Here is an 18,841-nt window from a genome sequence, read left to right as displayed (position 1 = left end):
CGGGGAGGCTGGAGTCTAATCGGGGTTGAATGATGCCAAGCAACTACAAGCCAAAGCGCGATCGCGCTTCCTAGACTGAAGCCCAATAGTAAAGCGGTCATGAGAGTTCCTGCACTGCGATCGTATTGTTGCGCCACCAATCCAATCGCTTCCATAGTTCACGATCGATGTCCTCGCTGAGATAAGCGGCAATCTCTGTTTCGAGCGGATCGAGCGGTGTAATTGCTTCTTGACGCACCGAGCGCAAGTGATTGAGGCGCTCGTAGATTTTTGCAGGATAGGCTTGGTAAAGACAGTTAAAGTGACTGATCAGATCGACTAAGCATTGATAGCCAATTCTGCTGCAAAGCAGCTTGCGGCTATCTTCTAGAGAAATAGTGTGTTGCGCCGCCTTAATAACATAGCGATGAATCGGATGGAGTTGAATGCGTCCTAAAATCCAAGCGTAAATCACAGCAATTTCAGTTTGCTCGATCGTGAGATCTTGTCCGGGAAAAGGCAGATTCCGCGCTCCAACGATCGAATGAAACTTCTCAAAATATGTTGCCTCAGCAATTTGGTGATAGTTCTGAACTGCGATCGGATAGTGCGCCCAATGACTATAAGGCAATACGGCTCGATACTGAAGAAAGATAATCTTATCTGGGTCGCCTGTGTCGATGTCTTGATACCCTCGTTCTCGGCTACTGTACCAATTGAGTAACTGTGGTACATTTCTTTGATAAGCTTTATCGATTCCAAGTAAGCGAATCACAAATGTCCCATTCTCTTGGTTACAGCTTCCTTTGAGTTCAATAAACTCGAAGGATTGTCGATCGAGTTGTTTTAGCACTCTGCCTAACTCTGTCTCTTGTGGAAATCGGTGATAAAGCTCTGTCACAACGTGCAATCCAGAAAGCTGCGGCTGCAAGGTAGCTTCAGCTTGCAGTAGCAATTGAGTTTTGAACGCGATCGGATCAGCAAGAAAAGGCAGCAATTGAGACTGATTGAGCAGTGGATTGATCAATCGTCCGATCGCGCAAGCTTCTCCCACCTCTGGCAAAATGCGCTGATACCCTCGGCTTAAGTCTGATTCTGTCTCATGAAGACAGAGACCATTGGGGCATTCAAACTCAGGACGATAATGAATGAGGCGCTGTTGCTCAAAGGTGAGTGGTGTTCGCGAGTCTGCAATCGATCGCTCTGATTGTTCAATTTGATTGAGTAAATGACTGACAATCTGTTGCAGTTGCGCTAAGGTTTCAACGCTAGCAAGATGAGCCACTCTAGAGATCACAGCCGAATAGTATCGATTGAAAGCATTGCTTCGCGCTGAGTTCCAGGGTTGTAGCTGTGATGCAATCTCCTGTTCAATGTGGGCGCTACGGAATCGATAGAATGGTGCTTGTCGTTTCCGTTCAATCTCCTCTAAACACTCCGGCACTTGTGCTGCAAACGAATCTAGGCACTCTTGGCATTGATTCACCTCATCATCAAATCGCACAATGTCTTCGCCTGCTTCGGTTTGAATGCGATCGAGCCATTTCAACAATTGCTCTAGAAACTGTCGAATTGCACAAAGCCCTTTCTCTGAATCTTGAATCCAATCCGTTGTTTTTTGCTCAAGCTGAACTTTACAGCTTTGCAGCACAGTCGATCGTCGCTCCTCAAAGACCTGATTTAGATCATCATATGGCTGCAATGCCTGTCGAAACGCAAGCTGAGCCGCTGTAGTGCCCTGAGTTAACTGTGCAGTATCGGGAAGCGATTGTAGCGATTGTTCAAGCAGTCCGATCATTCGCTGTATTGTTAACGGGCAGCCCGACGGAGCGATTTCGTCTAACAGTCGATCGAGCAAGTCCCGCTGTCCCTGTCCCACTAAAAGCCGTTGCTGCACTAGAAACGATAGAACGCTTTCTTCTATCTGAGGAATTGCTAAAGGATAGAGAAATCGATCGATAAATGCCACCGACAACCGCAGCTTACTGTAAGCTTCCAAGCGATCTCGACCTAGATCAATCGTTGCAAGCCCAATGCTTGATGCAAATTTTGGCTCTCCAGCGAGTGTTAGTTCTCTCGATCGAGTTTCAAAATCAACCGATTGAGCCGCGAGTCTTGCACCGATCGGGGTTGTTTCCAACGTTAGAATCAGTTCCGAAACCATGCTGATTAGACTTTCAACCTTTAAGCCTTGAGCATTCGGGGCATGATTGGTATCTGAAATCAGGATTGTTCTCACGGGTTTTGAGCAAACCGTTTCTAGCCCTACTTTGCCTGCGACTCGTTGACGATGTACATGGTACTCAGTCGCAATTGCAGCCCGATCTTTGAAGACGGCAACAGTATTAGCTCGACTGTTCTCGATGTCTTTTGCAACGGTGGAACCTCCCGGAATCATCAAAATGCAGGTTAAGTCGATTTCAAGGTTCATGCTTTCAGCAATCTCTAACACCAGTTGTTCCAGCAGATGCAGACTACCGCTGGCAAAGCCGCCGAAAGTTGAAGCCACCAGAATGACTCGCATCGGCTCATCACCTCGATCGACGGATTGTTCGAGTCGAGCCGCTTGGAATCCCCGCTGCAACCGCTCCTTGATCGCTTCTTGATTCACTTTCACAGCGGCGTACCCGTTTGGGCGATTGCCACCTGCGGCGTTTGCGGCTCCTCTCAAAGCGCGAGTGCTATGAGGATTGAGATTCTCGTAGTGTTCTAATTCAGCATGACCAGAGCGGCGACCGAGTTCAATGCTTTTTAGCAGGTCTTCATTTGGCAGTTTGCAGTGCAGGATCTGATCGGGCTGCAAGCTGCGAACGGTATTATGCAGCGGGACGTGACAGGGATAAGTATGAGTTGCGTCGATGTCGATCGCTAAGAGTCGAATCTTCTTCAAAAAGGCGACGCGCTGTTTCAATAGAACTGAATCCTGCTGTTGTAAGCGATCGAGTTCATGCTGAATTCGCCGATGGATATCAATGCCCACGCTTCCCGGCGTGGTTCCAACTGTAAGCACAAGGGTAGATCTCATTAATGCTCTCCAAAAATTCAGAAAGTAACGGAGAAGCTGTACAAATTGATCACAAATCTTGTTCCAGCTTGTCCAGTTTCTCCAAGCGATGATGTATCAAGCAATTACTGTGCAAAGTAAGCCGATGAAATTTTCCGGGTAGGCAGATCGCATAAGGGCTGAATCCGCCAGCAGATGCGTTGATATTGAACATGCGAGGGTGTGTATTTATCTAGCGGCAAACCCTGTGGTGGTACAGAGATCCCGTTGCAGGTCAAAGCTTTCTGCGAATATGGCATCAGATACAGATTGCCTTGTGAGTTTGTAATCTCAAAAATTTGACCTTTGACATTGGGCAGCGATTTCACCACATAAGTGCAGGTGCGATCGCCGAAAGAAGCCGGAAACGTAAAAATCTTCTCATCCGCAATCCGTGTTCCGTCTTTTCTCCCCGCGCTGCATTCCTCTGTCACCAGCAAGCATTTAACTGTGTCGGGCATCGTGGTTGGCGATACAAGCGATCGCGGAAAGGAAGTCCGTTTTGGGGGTTTGCGGAAAAGGAGCCAGAGTCCGATCGTGCCAACTACAAATGCACTGCCGACTAAACCCGCCGTTGTCCAAGGAGGATTAGGTCTGCTCCCAGAAACAGACGGAGCCTCAGTTGGAATGAGTCCGAGTTTCTTTAAGCCATAACAAAGATCCTGTTGGAGCATTAGGTCTTTCGGACGATCGCCGCGGTCAAGATTAACAATGCCTTGAGCCTTAGCAAGTTGGAAATTACGATCAGTCCAATTTCCTAAACGCTTAGAAGCGGGACGCTCAGGAACCCCCTGAGTTTGACTTAGAATTGCAAATCCTTCGTCTCTTCTCAGCAGACGATTAGGATAAAACCGTCCATTCTTTTGATCGACGCTCATCCAACCGAGCGCGATCGCTTTTTGAATCTGCCTATCATTCGGATGCGACTTGGGAACATCGGCAACCTTGACAGGCTGAAACTGATTCCAATCAACAGTAGACCCCATAATTTGAGCCATCATTGCGCGAGTCACCTTACGGTTAGAAGTTTGATTCGAGCAAAAGTTTGACGCACTTGGCTCGAAGCGAAGCATCGAACGGTCTTGAGCTTGAACGGAAGGAACGAAAATACTGAACAATAACGCCGCTGCGAATACAAGAGACGTAAGCCTCTGCATTCTAGTGAGTGAGGAGATATTCATGTGACAAAATAGAGGTAGGTTTTTCGGCACCCTGAGTTGATTCATTCAACGACTTGGGGTGTTCTTCTTGTTTCAAGACTAAGCTAGAATCAATATCTTAGTCTGTCAATCTGTTCAATATGGATAGATAAAATACAGAATAATCGAACATTTTGAACAGACAATTAAGCCATCAACGTACAACCCGATCGATAGGAGGGTTCAAGATGGCAACTCGATACTCAGGTGATGCTTATCAAAATGATCAAATGCCAGACCAAACACAGTCTGCAACCCGTCGAAGCTCAGCCGATCAAGAACGAGATAAAGCAGTCTACGAATACTTGCTCAATAGTTTAACTGACTTAGGATTGAAGCGATCGGACACTCAACCTCATGACAAGCCAGGTAAGCCAAATGAAAGCTTAATTGCAGCGCAATGGGGTCAAAAAGACAATCGCATCTTTGTGCGTCGAGTGCTTAGAACTGTACTTCCAGAGCTTTATCAAGATGAGAAACCGACTGACTATAAGCTTCCCGCATTAACCCTTGGCAAGCTGGTTGAGATCTTAGAAAGCATTCAAGCGTACTGGGCTAAACAAGACCCAGAACACCTGAGTGGACAAGTTCCCAAAATTCTAACTCGTGCTGAAAAGCGAAAAGCCTTATCTAAGTTTTCACAACTCTCGATCGAGGAACGATCGCGGCTCAAGCTTCCCATTCGTCCCAGTGATGTTTTGATGAAACAACTGGTCGAGAACATGACTGATCCGGTACAAGGACTGAGCGACGATGAAGCGATTCGGTTCTATCGGATGACGCAGGATTTCTATCAATCTGTGCGTAGCGATGTTCGGAGTTTAATAGCCTCGGATAAGGATGTCGATAAAGACCAGGAAAGCCCAGTCCGGCGATTGGTCAAAAAGCGGGTTCAAACATTCGTTGAAGAGCATTTTCGCCAGCGTCCGAATTCAGAGAAGCAGGGGGAAGTGATTGATAAGCTAGTTCGCAAAATTGAACGAGAGATTAGTCGGGTCTCATTTCAATGCGGCTTTCGCCAGGTAGAGTCGCTACTGAATAAAAAACAGCATCCCAATAAAGAGCAATCTAAGATCGCGGATAGATGTCTGCCTCAATCCTTTGTCGAACATTTGATTCGCTCTGTGTTTGAAAACGAAATTCTAACCGATGAGTTTCCTATCTATATCAAGCACTACACGGTCGAGAAAATCCGACCCCTGCCGCTCTATTTCAAAACCAAAGATAAGCTGAGTGGTCTCCTCAACCCGGAGCTATTGGACAGCCCAGAAAATGAGGATGAAGTGAATGGTCTAGAAAGGCAATTCGCCTACAAAGTCGTTGTCCATTTCTATGTAAAACTGCCAAACAACTACAAACCCCCCTTTCCGAATCCGAATTCTAGTGCTGATAATCAAATTTCTGAGCAAAGATTTGATTTCTTTGAAGAAGTGAGAGGCGTAGGCAGCTTAATCTCACTAATCACCTCAGCGATTAATTCGGTTTTATTATCGGGAATACCCGTTTTGCAGGAGAAGAAATATTTTCCGATCGCTCAAGAGCGGCTACGGATTAACGAAGTGATCGGGCAGAATGGCTACAATCCCGTTTGGTCACAAAATCACGTCAGACTCTGCAAAGAGCCAGATATTAAAGCTGCCATTGACAACCAGAAACCCTATGAACAAGTGGTGCAGGATCTAGAGCTTTCTCACGGTGAGTTTTGTGGATTTGATTTGATTGAAGTCACAGCTAACGCAGCACTTTATGCTCGATTAAGAGCCATTAAAGAAGCTGGAATTGATGCAGAGCGATACATTACTGAATTATGCAATCGCGTTCTAGAATCACAAGCCCTCAAACAAGCAAAATCTTACCTGGAACTCTACCCCTTTTCGCTGAGAGCAATGGAAGCTCACCTCGATCGCACTGTTTTTTACGCAGGTCGATACCGCAGTCGCAATCGCCAGTTTGAATTCAAAGAGCAAGAACCAAAGAAGCCTTGGAGCCTGATTGCGTATGATGCCCATCTTGCGATCGCCCGTGCCTATTTGATGGAAGGACTATACCGCGTTGGCAAATGCTATCTCGATGTCCTCAAGCCTCACATAGACAATGGTTTTCTATCAGATGCACAGCTTGCAAAATATCAATTATGCCGCTATCGGTACTACAATCTGGCTGATCTAGACGATCGAGACTATTTTCCGGATTCGGGTCGCTTTGAGGCAGTTCGCCGTGCTTACAATGCACTGGATAAAGCAGAAAGGCATGTTCATGACCGACTGAGGAAATATCATGTCCTCGATGAATTCTCACAAAGTAACTTTCATCCCTTCTGTTATCTGCTATCAAAAATTAATGCTCATCGCGCCAAGCTATACATTTTTGCGTCTGTCTCCGTACCTAGTGACGGTCGCCAGTGGGATAACCTCACTCTACCGATTCGACTGCTGGAGAAGGCGCGGATATACGCGGCTCAGGATGGTGCAACATCAGAATACAGCTATTGGTCCGCTTACCAGAGTTGGTGCTATCTTATGCTGGCATACCTACGCGATAGTAACCACCCTAGTTCCTCTTCTAAGCTTGCCTCGATCACCTTTCAAGAATGCACAGATTGGGCGCGTCGATTGATTGATCATGCGCTGATTTGTTACTCTTCGCTCGGTCAGCAATGCTATCAGACAATCAAAGACAATGGTGGGAGAGTGACAAAACATAAACGAAAGACCAAGACTGGGCTGAAATACTATGAAGAGTATGGCAACGTTCAGATACAGATGTTGCCTTTTATCGAAGAAAGTAAAGCTCAAGATGAAGAAAACGAGCCAAACAAGGATTCACGCATTCTTCGGCTTGATTTATCGTTGCTTAAAATAGAGCGCGAAGTCTGGCTGGGCAATAGAGATATGATTCATCTACTAGGCACTCATTCGGCACTGTTGTTGTTTCCAATGGGAATGCTGGAACTCTGCGAGGAGCGAGATCAACCCGCACAGCTTAAGAAGAAGGTACGAAACGCGGAAAAGCTATTTACTTATGCTTGGGCAACCGCCGGTGATGGGGTTTGGCCTGAGCTTGAGGGCGATCGCTTGTATCTCGATCGTAAGCTAGAACTTGATGATCCAATCCTGGATCGAGAAGCGCTAATTCAAGGTTTATATCCACACCGATTAACGCAGTTTGCTGACTTGGGTAAGGTGTTTGCTGCGGTTTGCAAAGTTCTACTGCTACCGGAGAACCCTGAAGAGGCTGAGACCCAATGGAAGCAGATTTGGTATCTTCTAGATGCGTTGCATGGTGGAGAACATAGTGGCTCTGAGACGATTCTGGAGCAGCGGCGCTACAATGGGCACCTTTCGACGCATTTCAAAAATATCTGCAATTATTTTCATCTGTTAAAGAACACTCCGCTTGAGGGCAGTATGATTGAAAGGCGCGATCGCATCATCAAGCAAGTATTTCAATACATCCTGGGGCGCAACGAATAAGCTATCGGCAATGAATAAGCTATTGATAGTGCAATGGATCAACTGATTGGAAAAGTTCTACACGATCGTTATCAGATTCAATCGCTGCTGAGTCGTCAGACTGGGCGCAGAACATTTTTAGCGACTGATTTACAAACCGCGACATCAGTGGTGATCAAGCTATTACTGTTTGCGCCCGATTTTACCTGGGATGATTTGAAGCTATTTGAGCGGGAGGCAGCCGTTTTACAAGCGATCGATCATCCCGCCATTCCTCGATATCTCGATGGCTTTGAGACTGAGACAGGGTTTGCTATTGTTCAGACTTACATCGAAGCTCGATCGCTGCAAGATTGGGTACAGTCCGGGCGCACGTTTAGCGAAGCGGAACTAAAAGCGATCGCTAAAGAACTATTAAACATTCTGGACTATCTGCACAGCCGTCAGCCTCCGGTTGTACATCGCGATTTGAAGCCGAGTAACATTCTATTGAGCGATCGTACTGGAAATAGCTCCGGACAGGTTTATCTGATTGATTTTGGTTCTGTGCAAACGGCGCTTCAGGCTGGAACACGCACGATCGTTGGAACGTATGGTTATATGCCGCCAGAACAGTTCGGCGGGCAGACTGTTCCGGCTTCGGATCTTTATGCCTTGGGTGCAACGCTGATCTATCTTGCAACCGGACAGCATCCGGATCAATTACCGCAGCGTGAATTAAGGATTTTGTTTGATGATCGCGTGACTCTCAGTCCTGCATTCGTGGACTGGCTGAAATGGTTAACGGAACCCAGCTTAGATTTAAGAGCGCGATCGGCACAGCAAGCCTTACAAGCATTAGAAACCTCGCAACAAAACAGTCGCTTAGCGATCGCGAAACCAACCGGAAGCAAAGTTCAAGTCAGGCAGTCTCGGCAGCAGCTAGAAATTTTAATTCCAGCGCGTGGATTTCATGCAAGACTAATTCCGCTCATCGGATTTGCAATTGTATGGAATTCGTTTCTAGTGGTGTGGTACAGCGGCGCAGTTGCGATTTGGGCTTCTGGAGGATGGGTGATGGCAGCATTTGCGCTCGGTCATCTCAGCGCGGGTATGTGGATGATTTGGCGCATCTTGTTTGATTGGTTTGGCAAAGTTAGATTGCAAATTACCGACTCAAAGATTTCTCGCAGGATGGAGCTACTGGGAATACATACCTCTCCGACGATCGGCGATCGACAAGACATCAAACAAATTGAGCTGACCAGCGTTTCGCACAAGTCCGATAGTGAAGGTGGAACAATTAGGATTCCGCCACAAATTAACATTTGGGCAGGTACAAAGAAGTTTTCATTGGGAGGTGGAGACAATATTACCGAATATTTGACTCCTCCAGAATTAGACTGGCTTGTACAAGTGTTAAGCAAGTGGTTAAATCTACCGATTAAGAAGAACTGACCTTGCCGTTTTCTAAACTGTTTTCTAATTGAGTTGCCAATTGTCTTGAGTTGCCGTCGCACGGTTTCCAGGGTATTAATCTCTTCCGATCGATCGTGACTGAATCAGGACGGGTAGAAGTCGGGTAATTCATCGATGTTGCTTGAGAAATTTCCTTGATCTAGTGGCTGAAACTATCCTGTCACCTGTGGGGATTTAGGGGGTACAAGCTGCCGACAACGAAGCGAAAATTCCCAACCCACTCCAAACAACAAAGCAGAAACCCCGATCGGGGTTTCTGCTGCAAGAACGTTTCAAGACAGAGAGTGAGAAGCGAATCATCTCCCTGTCGGAGAATTAATAAAGCGCGTCTTCCTGATGGGTCAGGATCGTGCAGTTCGAGCGCGGGTAAGCCACGCAAGTCAGCACATATCCAGCTTCAATCTGGTCATCATCCAAGAACGATTGATCGGATTGATCGATTTCACCTTCAGTGATTTTGCCTGCACAAGTCGAGCAAGCACCCGCACGGCAGGAGTACGGCAAATCCAGACCTGCTTCTTCAGCCGCATCTAGAATGTACTCATCATCGGGAACCTCGATCGTCGTGTCCAGCCCTTCGGCTTCGTTGATTAACCTGACCTGGTAAGTAGGCATTCGGTGATCCTCTCTAGTAATAGAAGCGGCAAAACTGCCGGAAAATTTGAGACTTAAGTTTTCTCAATCAATGCTGAGATGCCTAAGTTCTTTTCAATTCTGATACTACGGGAAAACTTAAACGTTAAATCCGCGATTTAGGGGGATCGATGAACGCGATTCCTAATAAATCAGCATGATTTAATCTACTTATACTTATAGGACGATCTATCGGGCGCAATCGAGAGTTACAATCCGTTACCCTAATCATTTGCGTTAGCGATTTTCCCCAAATCTATCGGTAGCATCGACTAAGGCACTAAGAATTCCTGTCTCCATCATCGAGTGCCCTGCATCGGGAACGACGATAAATTCTGCCTTGGGTAGCGCCTGGTGTAAATCCCAAGCTGAAGCCATCGGACAAACGACATCGTAGCGTCCTTGCACAATTACGGTGGGAATGTGAGCGATACGATCGCAGTTTTGCAGCAGTTGCTCATCGGTTTCAAAAAAGCCGCGATTGATAAAGTAGTGACACTCAATTCGCGCAAACGCTTCTGCAAAGTCATCTTGAGCAAACTTACTCTGCAAGTTTGGATCAACAATTAATCGGCTGGTGCTGCCTTCCCAAACCGACCAGGCTTTTGCGGCGATCGCCCGAATTTCTGCATCATCGCTGGTCAACCGTCGGTAATACGCCGAAACCATATCGTCGCGTTCTTCGGGTGGAATGGGCGCGAGATACTGCTCCCAAGCATCGGGAAAAATCCAGCTTGCGCCTTCTTGATAGAACCAAAGGATCTCTTTACGTCGGAGTAAGAAGATGCCGCGCAGGATTAAGCCAAGACAGCGATTGGGATGCGTTTGGCTATAGGCGAGCGATAAAGTGCTGCCCCAACTGCCGCCAAAGACGACCCAGCGATCGATTTGGAGGTGCGATCGGAGTTTCTCAATGTCACCGACGAGATCCCAGGTTGTGTTTTCCCTCAGTTCAGCGTGGGGTGTGCTTCTTCCGGCTCCGCGCTGATCAAACAGGATAATCCGCCATTTCTCCGGGTCGAAATACTGTCGATAGATTGAAATGGTGCCACCGCCAGGCCCACCATGCAGAAAGACAACAGGTTTTCCGTTGGGGTTGCCGCTCTGCTCGTAGTAGATCGTATGCAGGTCGGAGACGGGCAGCATCCCCGACTGGTAAGGCTCGATCGCAGGATAAAGATGACGCATTTTAGTTCTTGGGATAACTAACTGTAGATCATGATAGTTTCCCGCAGTTTCAACTCTATGCGTAATAAGATTCCAGTTGAGTTTTTAGTGTTGTTTAGTATCGTTTTTGTTGGATTTGGCGATCAGTTTTTGCCGTCTGAAGTTGGGCGTTATAGCCTTCAAGCGAGAACCACGATCGATCAACTCTTGGTGAATGCTTTTCCCAGTTGGCAACCCAAAACAAACCCCCACCGTCGCACTGAAGAAGCGGTGAGGGATGTGAATAAAGCTAAAGACTAATTAGACTTTCTTCAGCCAGCTAAACATCGATCGCAGGTCTTTGCCGACTTCTTCGATCGGGTGTTCTGCCTCACGTCGGCGCATTGCTGTAAATCCAGCTTTACCCGACTGATTTTCCAGCACAAATTCCCGCGCAAACTGTCCGGTTTGGATTTCGTTGAGAATCTTCTTCATCTCAGCGCGAGTGGAATCGTTGACAATCCGAGGGCCACGAGTGAGATCGCCGTATTCTGCCGTGTTAGAAATGCTGTCGCGCATTCCTGCCAACCCTTCTTCGACGATCAGATCGACGATGAGTTTGACTTCGTGCAGGCATTCAAAGTAAGCAAGCTCTGGCTGATATCCAGCATCAACCAGGGTTTCAAATCCCGCTTTGATCAATGCGCTCAAGCCACCGCAGAGAACCACTTGTTCGCCGAACAAATCGGTTTCGGTTTCTTCGCGGAAGGTGGTTTCCAAAATGCCAGCGCGAGTGCCGCCGATCCCTTTTGCATATGCCATTGCACGATCGCGAGCCTGTCCGGTTGCGTCTTGATACACCGCAAACAGAGCCGGAACGCCTTGACCTTGCTGGTAGGTGCGACGCACGAGATGTCCTGGGCCTTTGGGCGCAACCATCACCACATCGACATCAGCCGGGGGCACAACCTGACCAAAATGAATGTTAAAGCCGTGTGCGAACAGCAGCACATTTCCCGCGCTCAAGTTTGGCGCAATTTCGTTTTTGTAAACGCTCTTCTGCACTTCATCGGGGAGCAGAATCATGATCAGATCCGCAGCTTTCGCGGCATCTGCAACGGAGTGAACCGTTAAGCCCGCTTCTTTCGCTTTAGTCGCAGACTTACTCCCTGGATACAGCCCGACGATGACGTTCATGCCGCTGTCTTTCAGGTTGAGGGCGTGTGCGTGTCCTTGAGAACCGTAACCGATAATTGCGATCGTTTTGCCCGCAAGTAAATCTAAGTTGGCATCAGCGTCATAATACATCCGAGCCATATGAAAAGTCTCCTTCCAGCAAGTCGATTAATGAGGGGTCAGAACCGTTAATCTTATCAGAAAATGTGAATTACCAATCGTCGTAATTTGCTTCGCCTTCTGCGGCGCGTGGAATCACGGTGGGCGGGGCTGAGTAAGGGACTAATTCGAGTTGACGAGCGGGCGATCGTGGTTTGGTTTTTTGTGTCGGGTTGCGTCGTCTGGAAACTCCTTCTTCGTTGGTGTCTTCTGCCACAACTTCATACAGGATTGCGAGTTTGGTGGGATCTTTGCTTTTTCGCAGAATGCGTCCCATGCGCTGAATGTATTCTCGCGCTGATCCGGTGCCTGAAAGCACGATCGCGATACTGGCATCGGGGACATCCACGCCTTCATTGAGGACGCGGGAGGCAACGAGCGATCGATATTCCCCTTGCTTAAATTTAGTCAGAATCTCATGACGTTCCTTCACAGGCGTTTGATGCGTGATTGCGGGGATTAGCAAATCCTGAGAGATGCGGTAAACGGTGGCGTTATCGTCGGTAAAAATTAAGGTGCGCTCCGGGTAGTGACGGGCAAGCAGATCGGCGAGAACTCGTAATTTTCCTTCGGTTCCGAATGCGATCGATTTTGCTTCTCGGTGAGCTAACATCGCTCTGCGTCCGGCGGTCGATCGTGCACTCGCCTGCACAAATCGCTGCCAGCCTTGAGCATTACTAAGGTAAATATTTGATTCTTTTAGAAAGGTGTTACGAATTTGAATGAGTTGATCGTAGCGTTCGCGTTCGTGTTTGGAAAGTGATACTTTAATCTGAATCGCTTCGTGTTTTGCGAGTGCTGATCCGGATAATTCTTCTGCTGTTTTCCTGTAAACTTCTTCACCGATTAATAGTTTTAGATCTTCGTGTTTCCCATCGGATCGCTCAGGCGTTGCCGTTAGTCCTAATCGGTAGGGTGCGATCGCGTACTCTGCAATGACTCGATTAAAGCTACTCGGCAAGTGATGGCATTCATCAAAAACCAGCAGCGCATATTGATTGCCTAGTGTTTCGGCGTTGATTGCAGCACTATCGTAAGTTGCGATCAAAATGGGAGTACGATCGCGTGATCCACCCCCCAGCAAGCCAATTTCAATATCAGGAAATGCCGCGCATAAGTTGGCGTACCACTGGTGCATCAAGTCCAGCGTTGGAACCATGATCAAGGTACTGCGCTGCGTGGATTGAATCGCTAGTTGTGCGAGGTAGGTTTTACCTGCGGCAGTGGGTAAGACGACAACCCCCAATCGTCCTGCATTTTTCCAGGCTGCGAGTGCTTCTTTCTGATGTGGATAAGGCTCCATTTCGACCGAGGACACAAGCTCGATCGCGTCGAATCCTTTGGCGCGATCGTCGATTTCGGTTCCTTCCGATCGCAGCGCTAGAACTAATACCCGATATTGATTTGCCGGAATGCGAAATTTCTCGATGCGATCGTCCCACACCGCAAACTCGACCCAAGCTTTCCCTCTGGGTGGCGGGTGCAGAATCAGCGTTCCGCGATCGTATGACAGACAAGGCATTCTCGGCATGATTAGTACATCTGTCGTTTAACCCTATTGCTCATCCTACCGAGTTCAGGTGAAAAAACCAAATGTTTAGCCGCCAATCTGTGACATGGTGCGGTGATATTTTCCAGTGGTTCCAGATTGACGCTGCTTGTAGTTAATCTCTGGCTTTAGTCCGAGTAGTTCGCTCACTTGTTGACAGAGTTCTCTGGTTGAAACGCCCGATCGCAGTTGGGTTCTGAGATCAATTTGTCCGATCTCATTCAGCAAGCAAGGACGGAGCCAGCCATCGGCGGAGAGGCGCATTCGATTGCAGCGATCGCAAAAACATTCTGACATCTGACTAATAAATCCTAATGTTCCTTTTGCTCCTGGAATCTTAAATACATCTGCGGGGCCATTTCCTCTGACGTTTGCTTCAGTGAGTCCCCAGCATTTCCGAATCTGTTGACGAATGGTTTCTGAGTCAATCCAACCTTGATCGTTAAATAATTCACCGTTTCCGATCGGCATGAATTCAATAAATCGAACGTGCCATTCGCGATCGACGCTCAATGCTGCCAAGTCAAGCACCTCATGATCATTGACGCCCGGAATCACCACGACGTTTAATTTAAGCGGATTAAATCCAATCCGGTAAGCGGTTTGAATTCCGCTCCAAACTTGTTGCCAGCGAGATCGACCGCGATTGCCAATGATGCGGTCGAAGGTTTCTGGCTCTAGCGAATCGAGACTGATATTAATTCGTCTCAAACCAGCGTCATAAAGATCTTGCGCCATCGATTCGAGCAAAAACGCATTCGTCGTCATCGATAGATCTTGCGTTTCGGGAAATTGCGCGATCGTTCTCACAATGTCCACCACTCCCGGACGAATCAACGGTTCTCCACCCGTTAATCGAAATCGAGTAAACCCAACCGGAATAAAAACTTCTCTCAGCAGCGTGGTTAATTCTTCTTGAGTGAGTAAGTCTTGCTGCAATACATATTCAAGATCGCTGCCTTCAGGCATACAGTACAGACATCGAAAGTTACAGCGATCGACTAAGCTAATCCGCAAATAATCCACTTGATTCATATTTCCATTCTGCCGGATTCGCTCCGGAGCATCAAAACTTTTGACATAGAGTTTCTAGAATTCAGGGAGTTTCTAGAATTTAGGCATTAGTTATCGGAGTCATTATGCTCGATCTTTATTATTGGACAACGCCAAACGGACACAAAATCACGATGTTTCTCGAAGAAGTGGGATTATCCTACAATCTTGTGCCAATCAACATTGGTAAAGGGGATCAGTTTCAGCCAGACTTTCTGAAAATTGCTCCGAATAACCGAATTCCTGCGATCGTCGATCGCGATCCCACAGGCGGTGGTGATCCGATCTCGGTCTTTGAATCGGGCGGAATTTTGTTATATCTTGCCGAAAAAACAGGACAACTCATTCCCTCAGATTTGCGGGGTCGGACTGAGGTGCTGCAATGGTTATTTTGGCAAATGGGCGGCTTAGGCCCAATGGCGGGACAAAATCATCACTTTAGCCAATATGCGCCAGAGAAAATTCCTTATGCGATCGATCGGTACGTGAATGAAACGGGGCGATTGTATGCCGTGTTGAATAAGCGACTGAGCGATCGAGAATATGTGGCGGGTGAGTATTCGATCGCGGACATCGCTTGTTATCCGTGGATTGTTCCATATGAGCGGCAGGGACAGAAACTCGAAGATTTTCCGAATTTAAAGCGTTGGTTTGAGGCGATTCAAGCCCGTCCAGCAACCATTCGAGCCTACGAGAAAGCGGAAGCATTCAAAGCAGAACAAATTAGTCCGGATCAGGCGCGAGAATTATTGTTCAATCAATCGGCGGGAACCGTGAAACATTAAACCGAATCATTCCCCAAAAATTGCTCATCGCTAGACAATCGAAACGAAAAAAGGATGAAGCCATTTGACTTCATCCTTTTTTTAGTATTTAGCCGCAGTTGTTAGCAGCACATCAAGCAAATTTACCCGTCGTCGCAGCAATCAAGAACGCTGCATACGTCAGAATATAACCCACCGTGAAATGCACTAGACCCACTAACCAACCCTGAACGATCGACAATGCAACAGGCTTGTCTTTGAATCGAATCAAGTTTGCCAGCGGTGTACGCTCGTGCGCCCACACTAGCGTCTCAATTAGCTCTTGCCAATATCCACGCCAGCTAATTAGGAACATAAAGCCAGTTGCCCAGACTAAATGACCAAACAGGAACATCCACGCCCAAACCGATAGATTGCTGGTTCCGTAGACGTTGTATCCGTTGATCAACGGTGCTGAATACTGCCAGAGATAATCTCGCAGCCATCCCATCAGATAAGTTGAGCTTTCATTGAACTGAGCCACGTTACCTGACCAGATCGCCAGATGCTTCCAATGCCAGTAGAACGTCACCCAACCGATCGTATTCAGCATCCAGAACGTAGCCAAATAGAAGGATTGTTCCCAAGAAGCAATTTGGCAAGTACCGCCACGACCTGGGCCATCACACGGGAAGTTAAAGCCAAAGTCTTTCTTGTCTGGCATCAACTTGCTACCGCGAGCATCCAGCGCACCCTTCAGACAGATCAGCGTTGTCACATGCAAACCAAGCGCGATCGCATGGTGTACCAAAAAGTCACCCGGCCCAATGGTCAGGAACAATGAATTCGTACCACTGTTAATTGCATCCAACCAGCCTGGTAAGTAAGCTGCTCCCGGATTCGATGCAATACTATCTGGGTTAGACAGCAACGCATTGAAGCCATAGAGTGCTTTACCGTGAGAGGCTTGCACAAATTGAGCAAACACAGGTTCGATGAGAATTTGCTTTTCTGGTACGCCAAACGCGACTTGAACATCATTGTGAACATAGAGTCCAAGCGTGTGGAAGCCCAAGAACAGCGAAACCCAGCTCAGGTGCGAAATCAGTGCTTCTTTATGTCCCAGCAATCGAGCTAGAACGTTGTTTTCATTGTTGTCTGGATCGTAATCTCGTACCCAGAAGATTCCAGCATGAGCGAATGCACCCACCATGAAAAATCCAGCTAGATATTGATGGTGTGTGTAAAGCGATGCCTGCGTTGTGAAGTCTTTCGCCATGAACGCATAAGGCGGCATCGAGTACATATGCTGCGCCACCACTGAAAGCGCCGTTCCCAAAGCAGCAAGGTGAATCCCTAGCTGGAAGTGCAGCGAATTGTTATACGTGTCGTATAGCCCTGCGTGTGGCAAGTTTCCTTGACCATTGATCCGATTACCAAAGAAGTTCTTCGCGTTGAGAATATCTTTGATGCTGTGACCAATGCCAAAGTTCGTGCGGTACATATGACCCGCAATGATGAAAATCACGGCGATCGCTAAATGGTGATGCGCCATGTCCGTCAACCACAACGATTCAGTCTGTGGATGGAATCCACCCAGGAAGGTCAAGATAGCAGAACCTGAACCTTGTGCCGTTCCAAAGATATGATCTGCGGTATCCGGACTTTGTGAGTAAACGCTCCAGTTCCCAGTGAAGAACGGCTTTAAGCCTGCGGGATGTGGCAGCGTGAACAGGAAGTTCTCCCAACCGACGTGCTGACCGCGAGATTCGGGGATCGCAACGTGGATTAAGTGACCTGCCCAAGCCAGAGAGCTAACCCCAAACAATCCAGCCAAGTGGTGGTTTAATCGAGATTCAGCATTTTTGAACCAAGCCAAACTCGGACGGAATTTCGGCTGGAGGTGGAGCCAACCGGCAAACAGGAACAATGCCGCAATCAAGAGCAGAAAGACTGCGCCTTGATACAGGTCAGCATTAGTTCTCATGCCGATCGTATACCACCAGTGATACACGCCTGAATAAGCGATGTTCACCGGATAATCGACTCCGCCTTGGGTGTAAGCCTCGATCGCAGGCTTACCAAATTGAGGATCCCAGATCGCGTGAGCGATCGGGCGAACGTGGAGCGGATCTTTGCTCCACTGAGGGAAATTGCCTTGCCATGCGACATGGAACAACAGGCTAGATGTCCAAAGAAAAATGATTGCAACATGACCAAAGTGAGTCGCGAATATCTTTTGATACAGCTTCTCTTCAGTCATCCCATCGTGACTTTCAAAGTCGTGCGCGGTTGCAATTCCATACCAGAGTCGCCGTGTGGTTGGGTCTTGCGCAAGATCCTGGCTAAATTTCGGAAATTTAGTCGCCATATAATTTGACTACTCGAATTTCATAAGTGGATCAGTTTAGATTGAGTTGCCCGGAGATCAAATCGCTCGATCGCTAGTTCAATAGATTAATGAAAGTTACGCTCTCAGAGCTACGACCAAAGGTAGAGAATCTGTTTGTCAAATCTTGCATTTCTTATCGGAATTTCTGATTAAAGATTAATGAAACTCTGAAATCATGCGGGTTTTCGAGCAAACGAGGTTATTTTATCAAGCATAAAAATTTACTGAACTTAACAGAGTTGAAATTGAGGCAAGATTACGCTAGTCACCGACCGCTAAGATGTGAATGAAATGTTACACAAATGCTATGGTAATTTCTTTGGTCGGCGCTAAGTCGGTTTCTGCTCATCCGAATGATCAGCTTGTAATTACGATCGTGCCCTTGTCGGTCGAGGAGGTTTACAAACAGGCGGATGATGCGGCGAATGGTGCGATCGTGCTGATGAGCGGCATGGTTCGCAACAATAGCGAAGGCTTTTCGGTGCTGCATCTGGAGTATCAAGCTTATGAACCGATGGCGATTGCGGTGTTCAAACAAATTGCAGCAGAGATTCGCCAAACGTGGACTGACGTGACTCACGTGGTGATTCATCACAGAGTCGGACGGTTAGAGATTGGCGAGATTAGTGTGTTGATTGCAGTAGGTTGTCCGCATCGCAAGGAAGCGTTTGAGGCGTGTCAGTATGCGATCGATACGCTCAAGCATCGCGCCCCAATCTGGAAGAAAGAGTTTTACTACGGCAAAACGGGCGAAGTGTGTTCGAGTTGGGTGAAGTGTTGCTAAAAATCCTGTGACTTCACAGGATGAGAATCTATGGCGCTCCCCGATTCCCAACCGACAAGGGCGATCTAAGATAGA

At 47.5% G+C, this 18,841-nt stretch carries 13 protein-coding genes; 5 read left to right on the top strand and 8 right to left on the bottom strand.

All coding sequences use genetic code 11. The features are described 5' to 3' along the window. Window positions 1-97: 97 nt before the first annotated feature. Both NC980_RS05975 and NC980_RS05970 read right to left on the bottom strand, forming a co-directional pair. Window positions 98-3,004 (bottom strand): tubulin-like doman-containing protein, encoded by a 2,907-nt coding sequence (locus NC980_RS05975; protein WP_190377857.1) that lies wholly within the window; start codon window positions 3,002-3,004, stop codon window positions 98-100. Between the two features lie 104 nt (window positions 3,005-3,108). Beyond that, window positions 3,109-4,095, bottom strand: a complete 987-nt coding sequence (locus tag NC980_RS05970; protein WP_348253909.1) for a hypothetical protein — start codon at window positions 4,093-4,095, stop codon at window positions 3,109-3,111. A gap of 314 nt (window positions 4,096-4,409) precedes the next feature. On the opposite strand from NC980_RS05970, the gene NC980_RS05965 reads away from it, so the two are divergent. Next, window positions 4,410-7,694: a hypothetical protein gene (locus tag NC980_RS05965; RefSeq protein WP_190377855.1), complete on the top strand. Its 3,285-nt coding sequence runs from the start codon at window positions 4,410-4,412 to the stop codon at window positions 7,692-7,694. Window positions 7,695-7,727: 33 nt separating this feature from the next. Continuing rightward, window positions 7,728-9,110 carry a serine/threonine-protein kinase gene (locus NC980_RS05960; protein WP_190377854.1) on the top strand — a complete coding sequence of 461 codons (1,383 nt, stop codon included), beginning with the start codon at window positions 7,728-7,730 and terminating at the stop codon, window positions 9,108-9,110. Between the two features lie 336 nt (window positions 9,111-9,446). Here the strand turns inward: NC980_RS05960 and NC980_RS05955 are convergent, their stop codons facing one another. Then, window positions 9,447-9,746 carry a ferredoxin gene (locus tag NC980_RS05955; RefSeq protein WP_190377853.1) on the bottom strand — a complete coding sequence of 100 codons (300 nt, stop codon included), beginning with the start codon at window positions 9,744-9,746 and terminating at the stop codon, window positions 9,447-9,449. Window positions 9,747-10,001: 255 nt separating this feature from the next. Further along, window positions 10,002-10,952: a prolyl aminopeptidase gene (pip, locus tag NC980_RS05950; RefSeq protein ID WP_190377852.1), complete on the bottom strand. Its 951-nt coding sequence runs from the start codon at window positions 10,950-10,952 to the stop codon at window positions 10,002-10,004. Between the two features lie 57 nt (window positions 10,953-11,009). On the opposite strand from pip, the gene NC980_RS05945 reads away from it, so the two are divergent. Beyond that, the gene (locus NC980_RS05945; protein WP_190377851.1) at window positions 11,010-11,231 is read left to right on the top strand and encodes a hypothetical protein; all 222 of its coding nucleotides are present in this window, start codon (window positions 11,010-11,012) and stop codon (window positions 11,229-11,231) included. Here NC980_RS05945 and ilvC read toward each other — a convergent pair whose 3' ends face one another. The 3 genes from ilvC to moaA all read right to left on the bottom strand — a co-directional run bounded on the left by ilvC (window position 11,232) and on the right by moaA (window position 14,829). Beyond that, window positions 11,232-12,227, bottom strand: a complete 996-nt coding sequence (gene ilvC / locus NC980_RS05940; RefSeq protein WP_190377850.1) for a ketol-acid reductoisomerase — start codon at window positions 12,225-12,227, stop codon at window positions 11,232-11,234. It abuts the gene before it with no gap. A 70-nt stretch (window positions 12,228-12,297) separates the two neighbouring features. Continuing rightward, window positions 12,298-13,776: a DEAD/DEAH box helicase family protein gene (locus NC980_RS05935; protein ID WP_190377849.1), complete on the bottom strand. Its 1,479-nt coding sequence runs from the start codon at window positions 13,774-13,776 to the stop codon at window positions 12,298-12,300. Window positions 13,777-13,842: 66 nt separating this feature from the next. Further along, window positions 13,843-14,829 (bottom strand): GTP 3',8-cyclase MoaA, encoded by a 987-nt coding sequence (moaA, locus tag NC980_RS05930; protein WP_190377848.1) that lies wholly within the window; start codon window positions 14,827-14,829, stop codon window positions 13,843-13,845. Between the two features lie 104 nt (window positions 14,830-14,933). Between moaA and NC980_RS05925 the strand changes: the two genes are divergently transcribed. Then, on the top strand, window positions 14,934-15,632 hold the full coding sequence (locus NC980_RS05925; protein ID WP_190377847.1) for a glutathione binding-like protein: 699 nt from the start codon (window positions 14,934-14,936) through the stop codon (window positions 15,630-15,632). Between the two features lie 112 nt (window positions 15,633-15,744). On the opposite strand, the gene psaB is transcribed toward NC980_RS05925, so the two are convergent. Beyond that, window positions 15,745-17,961: a photosystem I core protein PsaB gene (gene psaB / locus NC980_RS05920; protein WP_190377846.1), complete on the bottom strand. Its 2,217-nt coding sequence runs from the start codon at window positions 17,959-17,961 to the stop codon at window positions 15,745-15,747. Between the two features lie 328 nt (window positions 17,962-18,289). On the opposite strand from psaB, the gene NC980_RS05915 reads away from it, so the two are divergent. Then, complete coding sequence (locus tag NC980_RS05915) at window positions 18,290-18,766, top strand: molybdenum cofactor biosynthesis protein MoaE (RefSeq protein WP_190377845.1); 477 nt, start codon at window positions 18,290-18,292, stop codon at window positions 18,764-18,766. Window positions 18,767-18,841 lie beyond the last annotated feature (75 nt).

Origin of the sequence: Leptolyngbya sp. AS-A5 (assembly GCF_039962495.1) — a bacterium.
Taxonomy (GTDB): domain Bacteria; phylum Cyanobacteriota; class Cyanobacteriia; order Leptolyngbyales; family Leptolyngbyaceae; genus Leptolyngbya.
The sequence above is the reverse complement of the archived record's forward strand: the minus strand, read 5'-3'. Positions and strand labels throughout refer to the sequence as shown.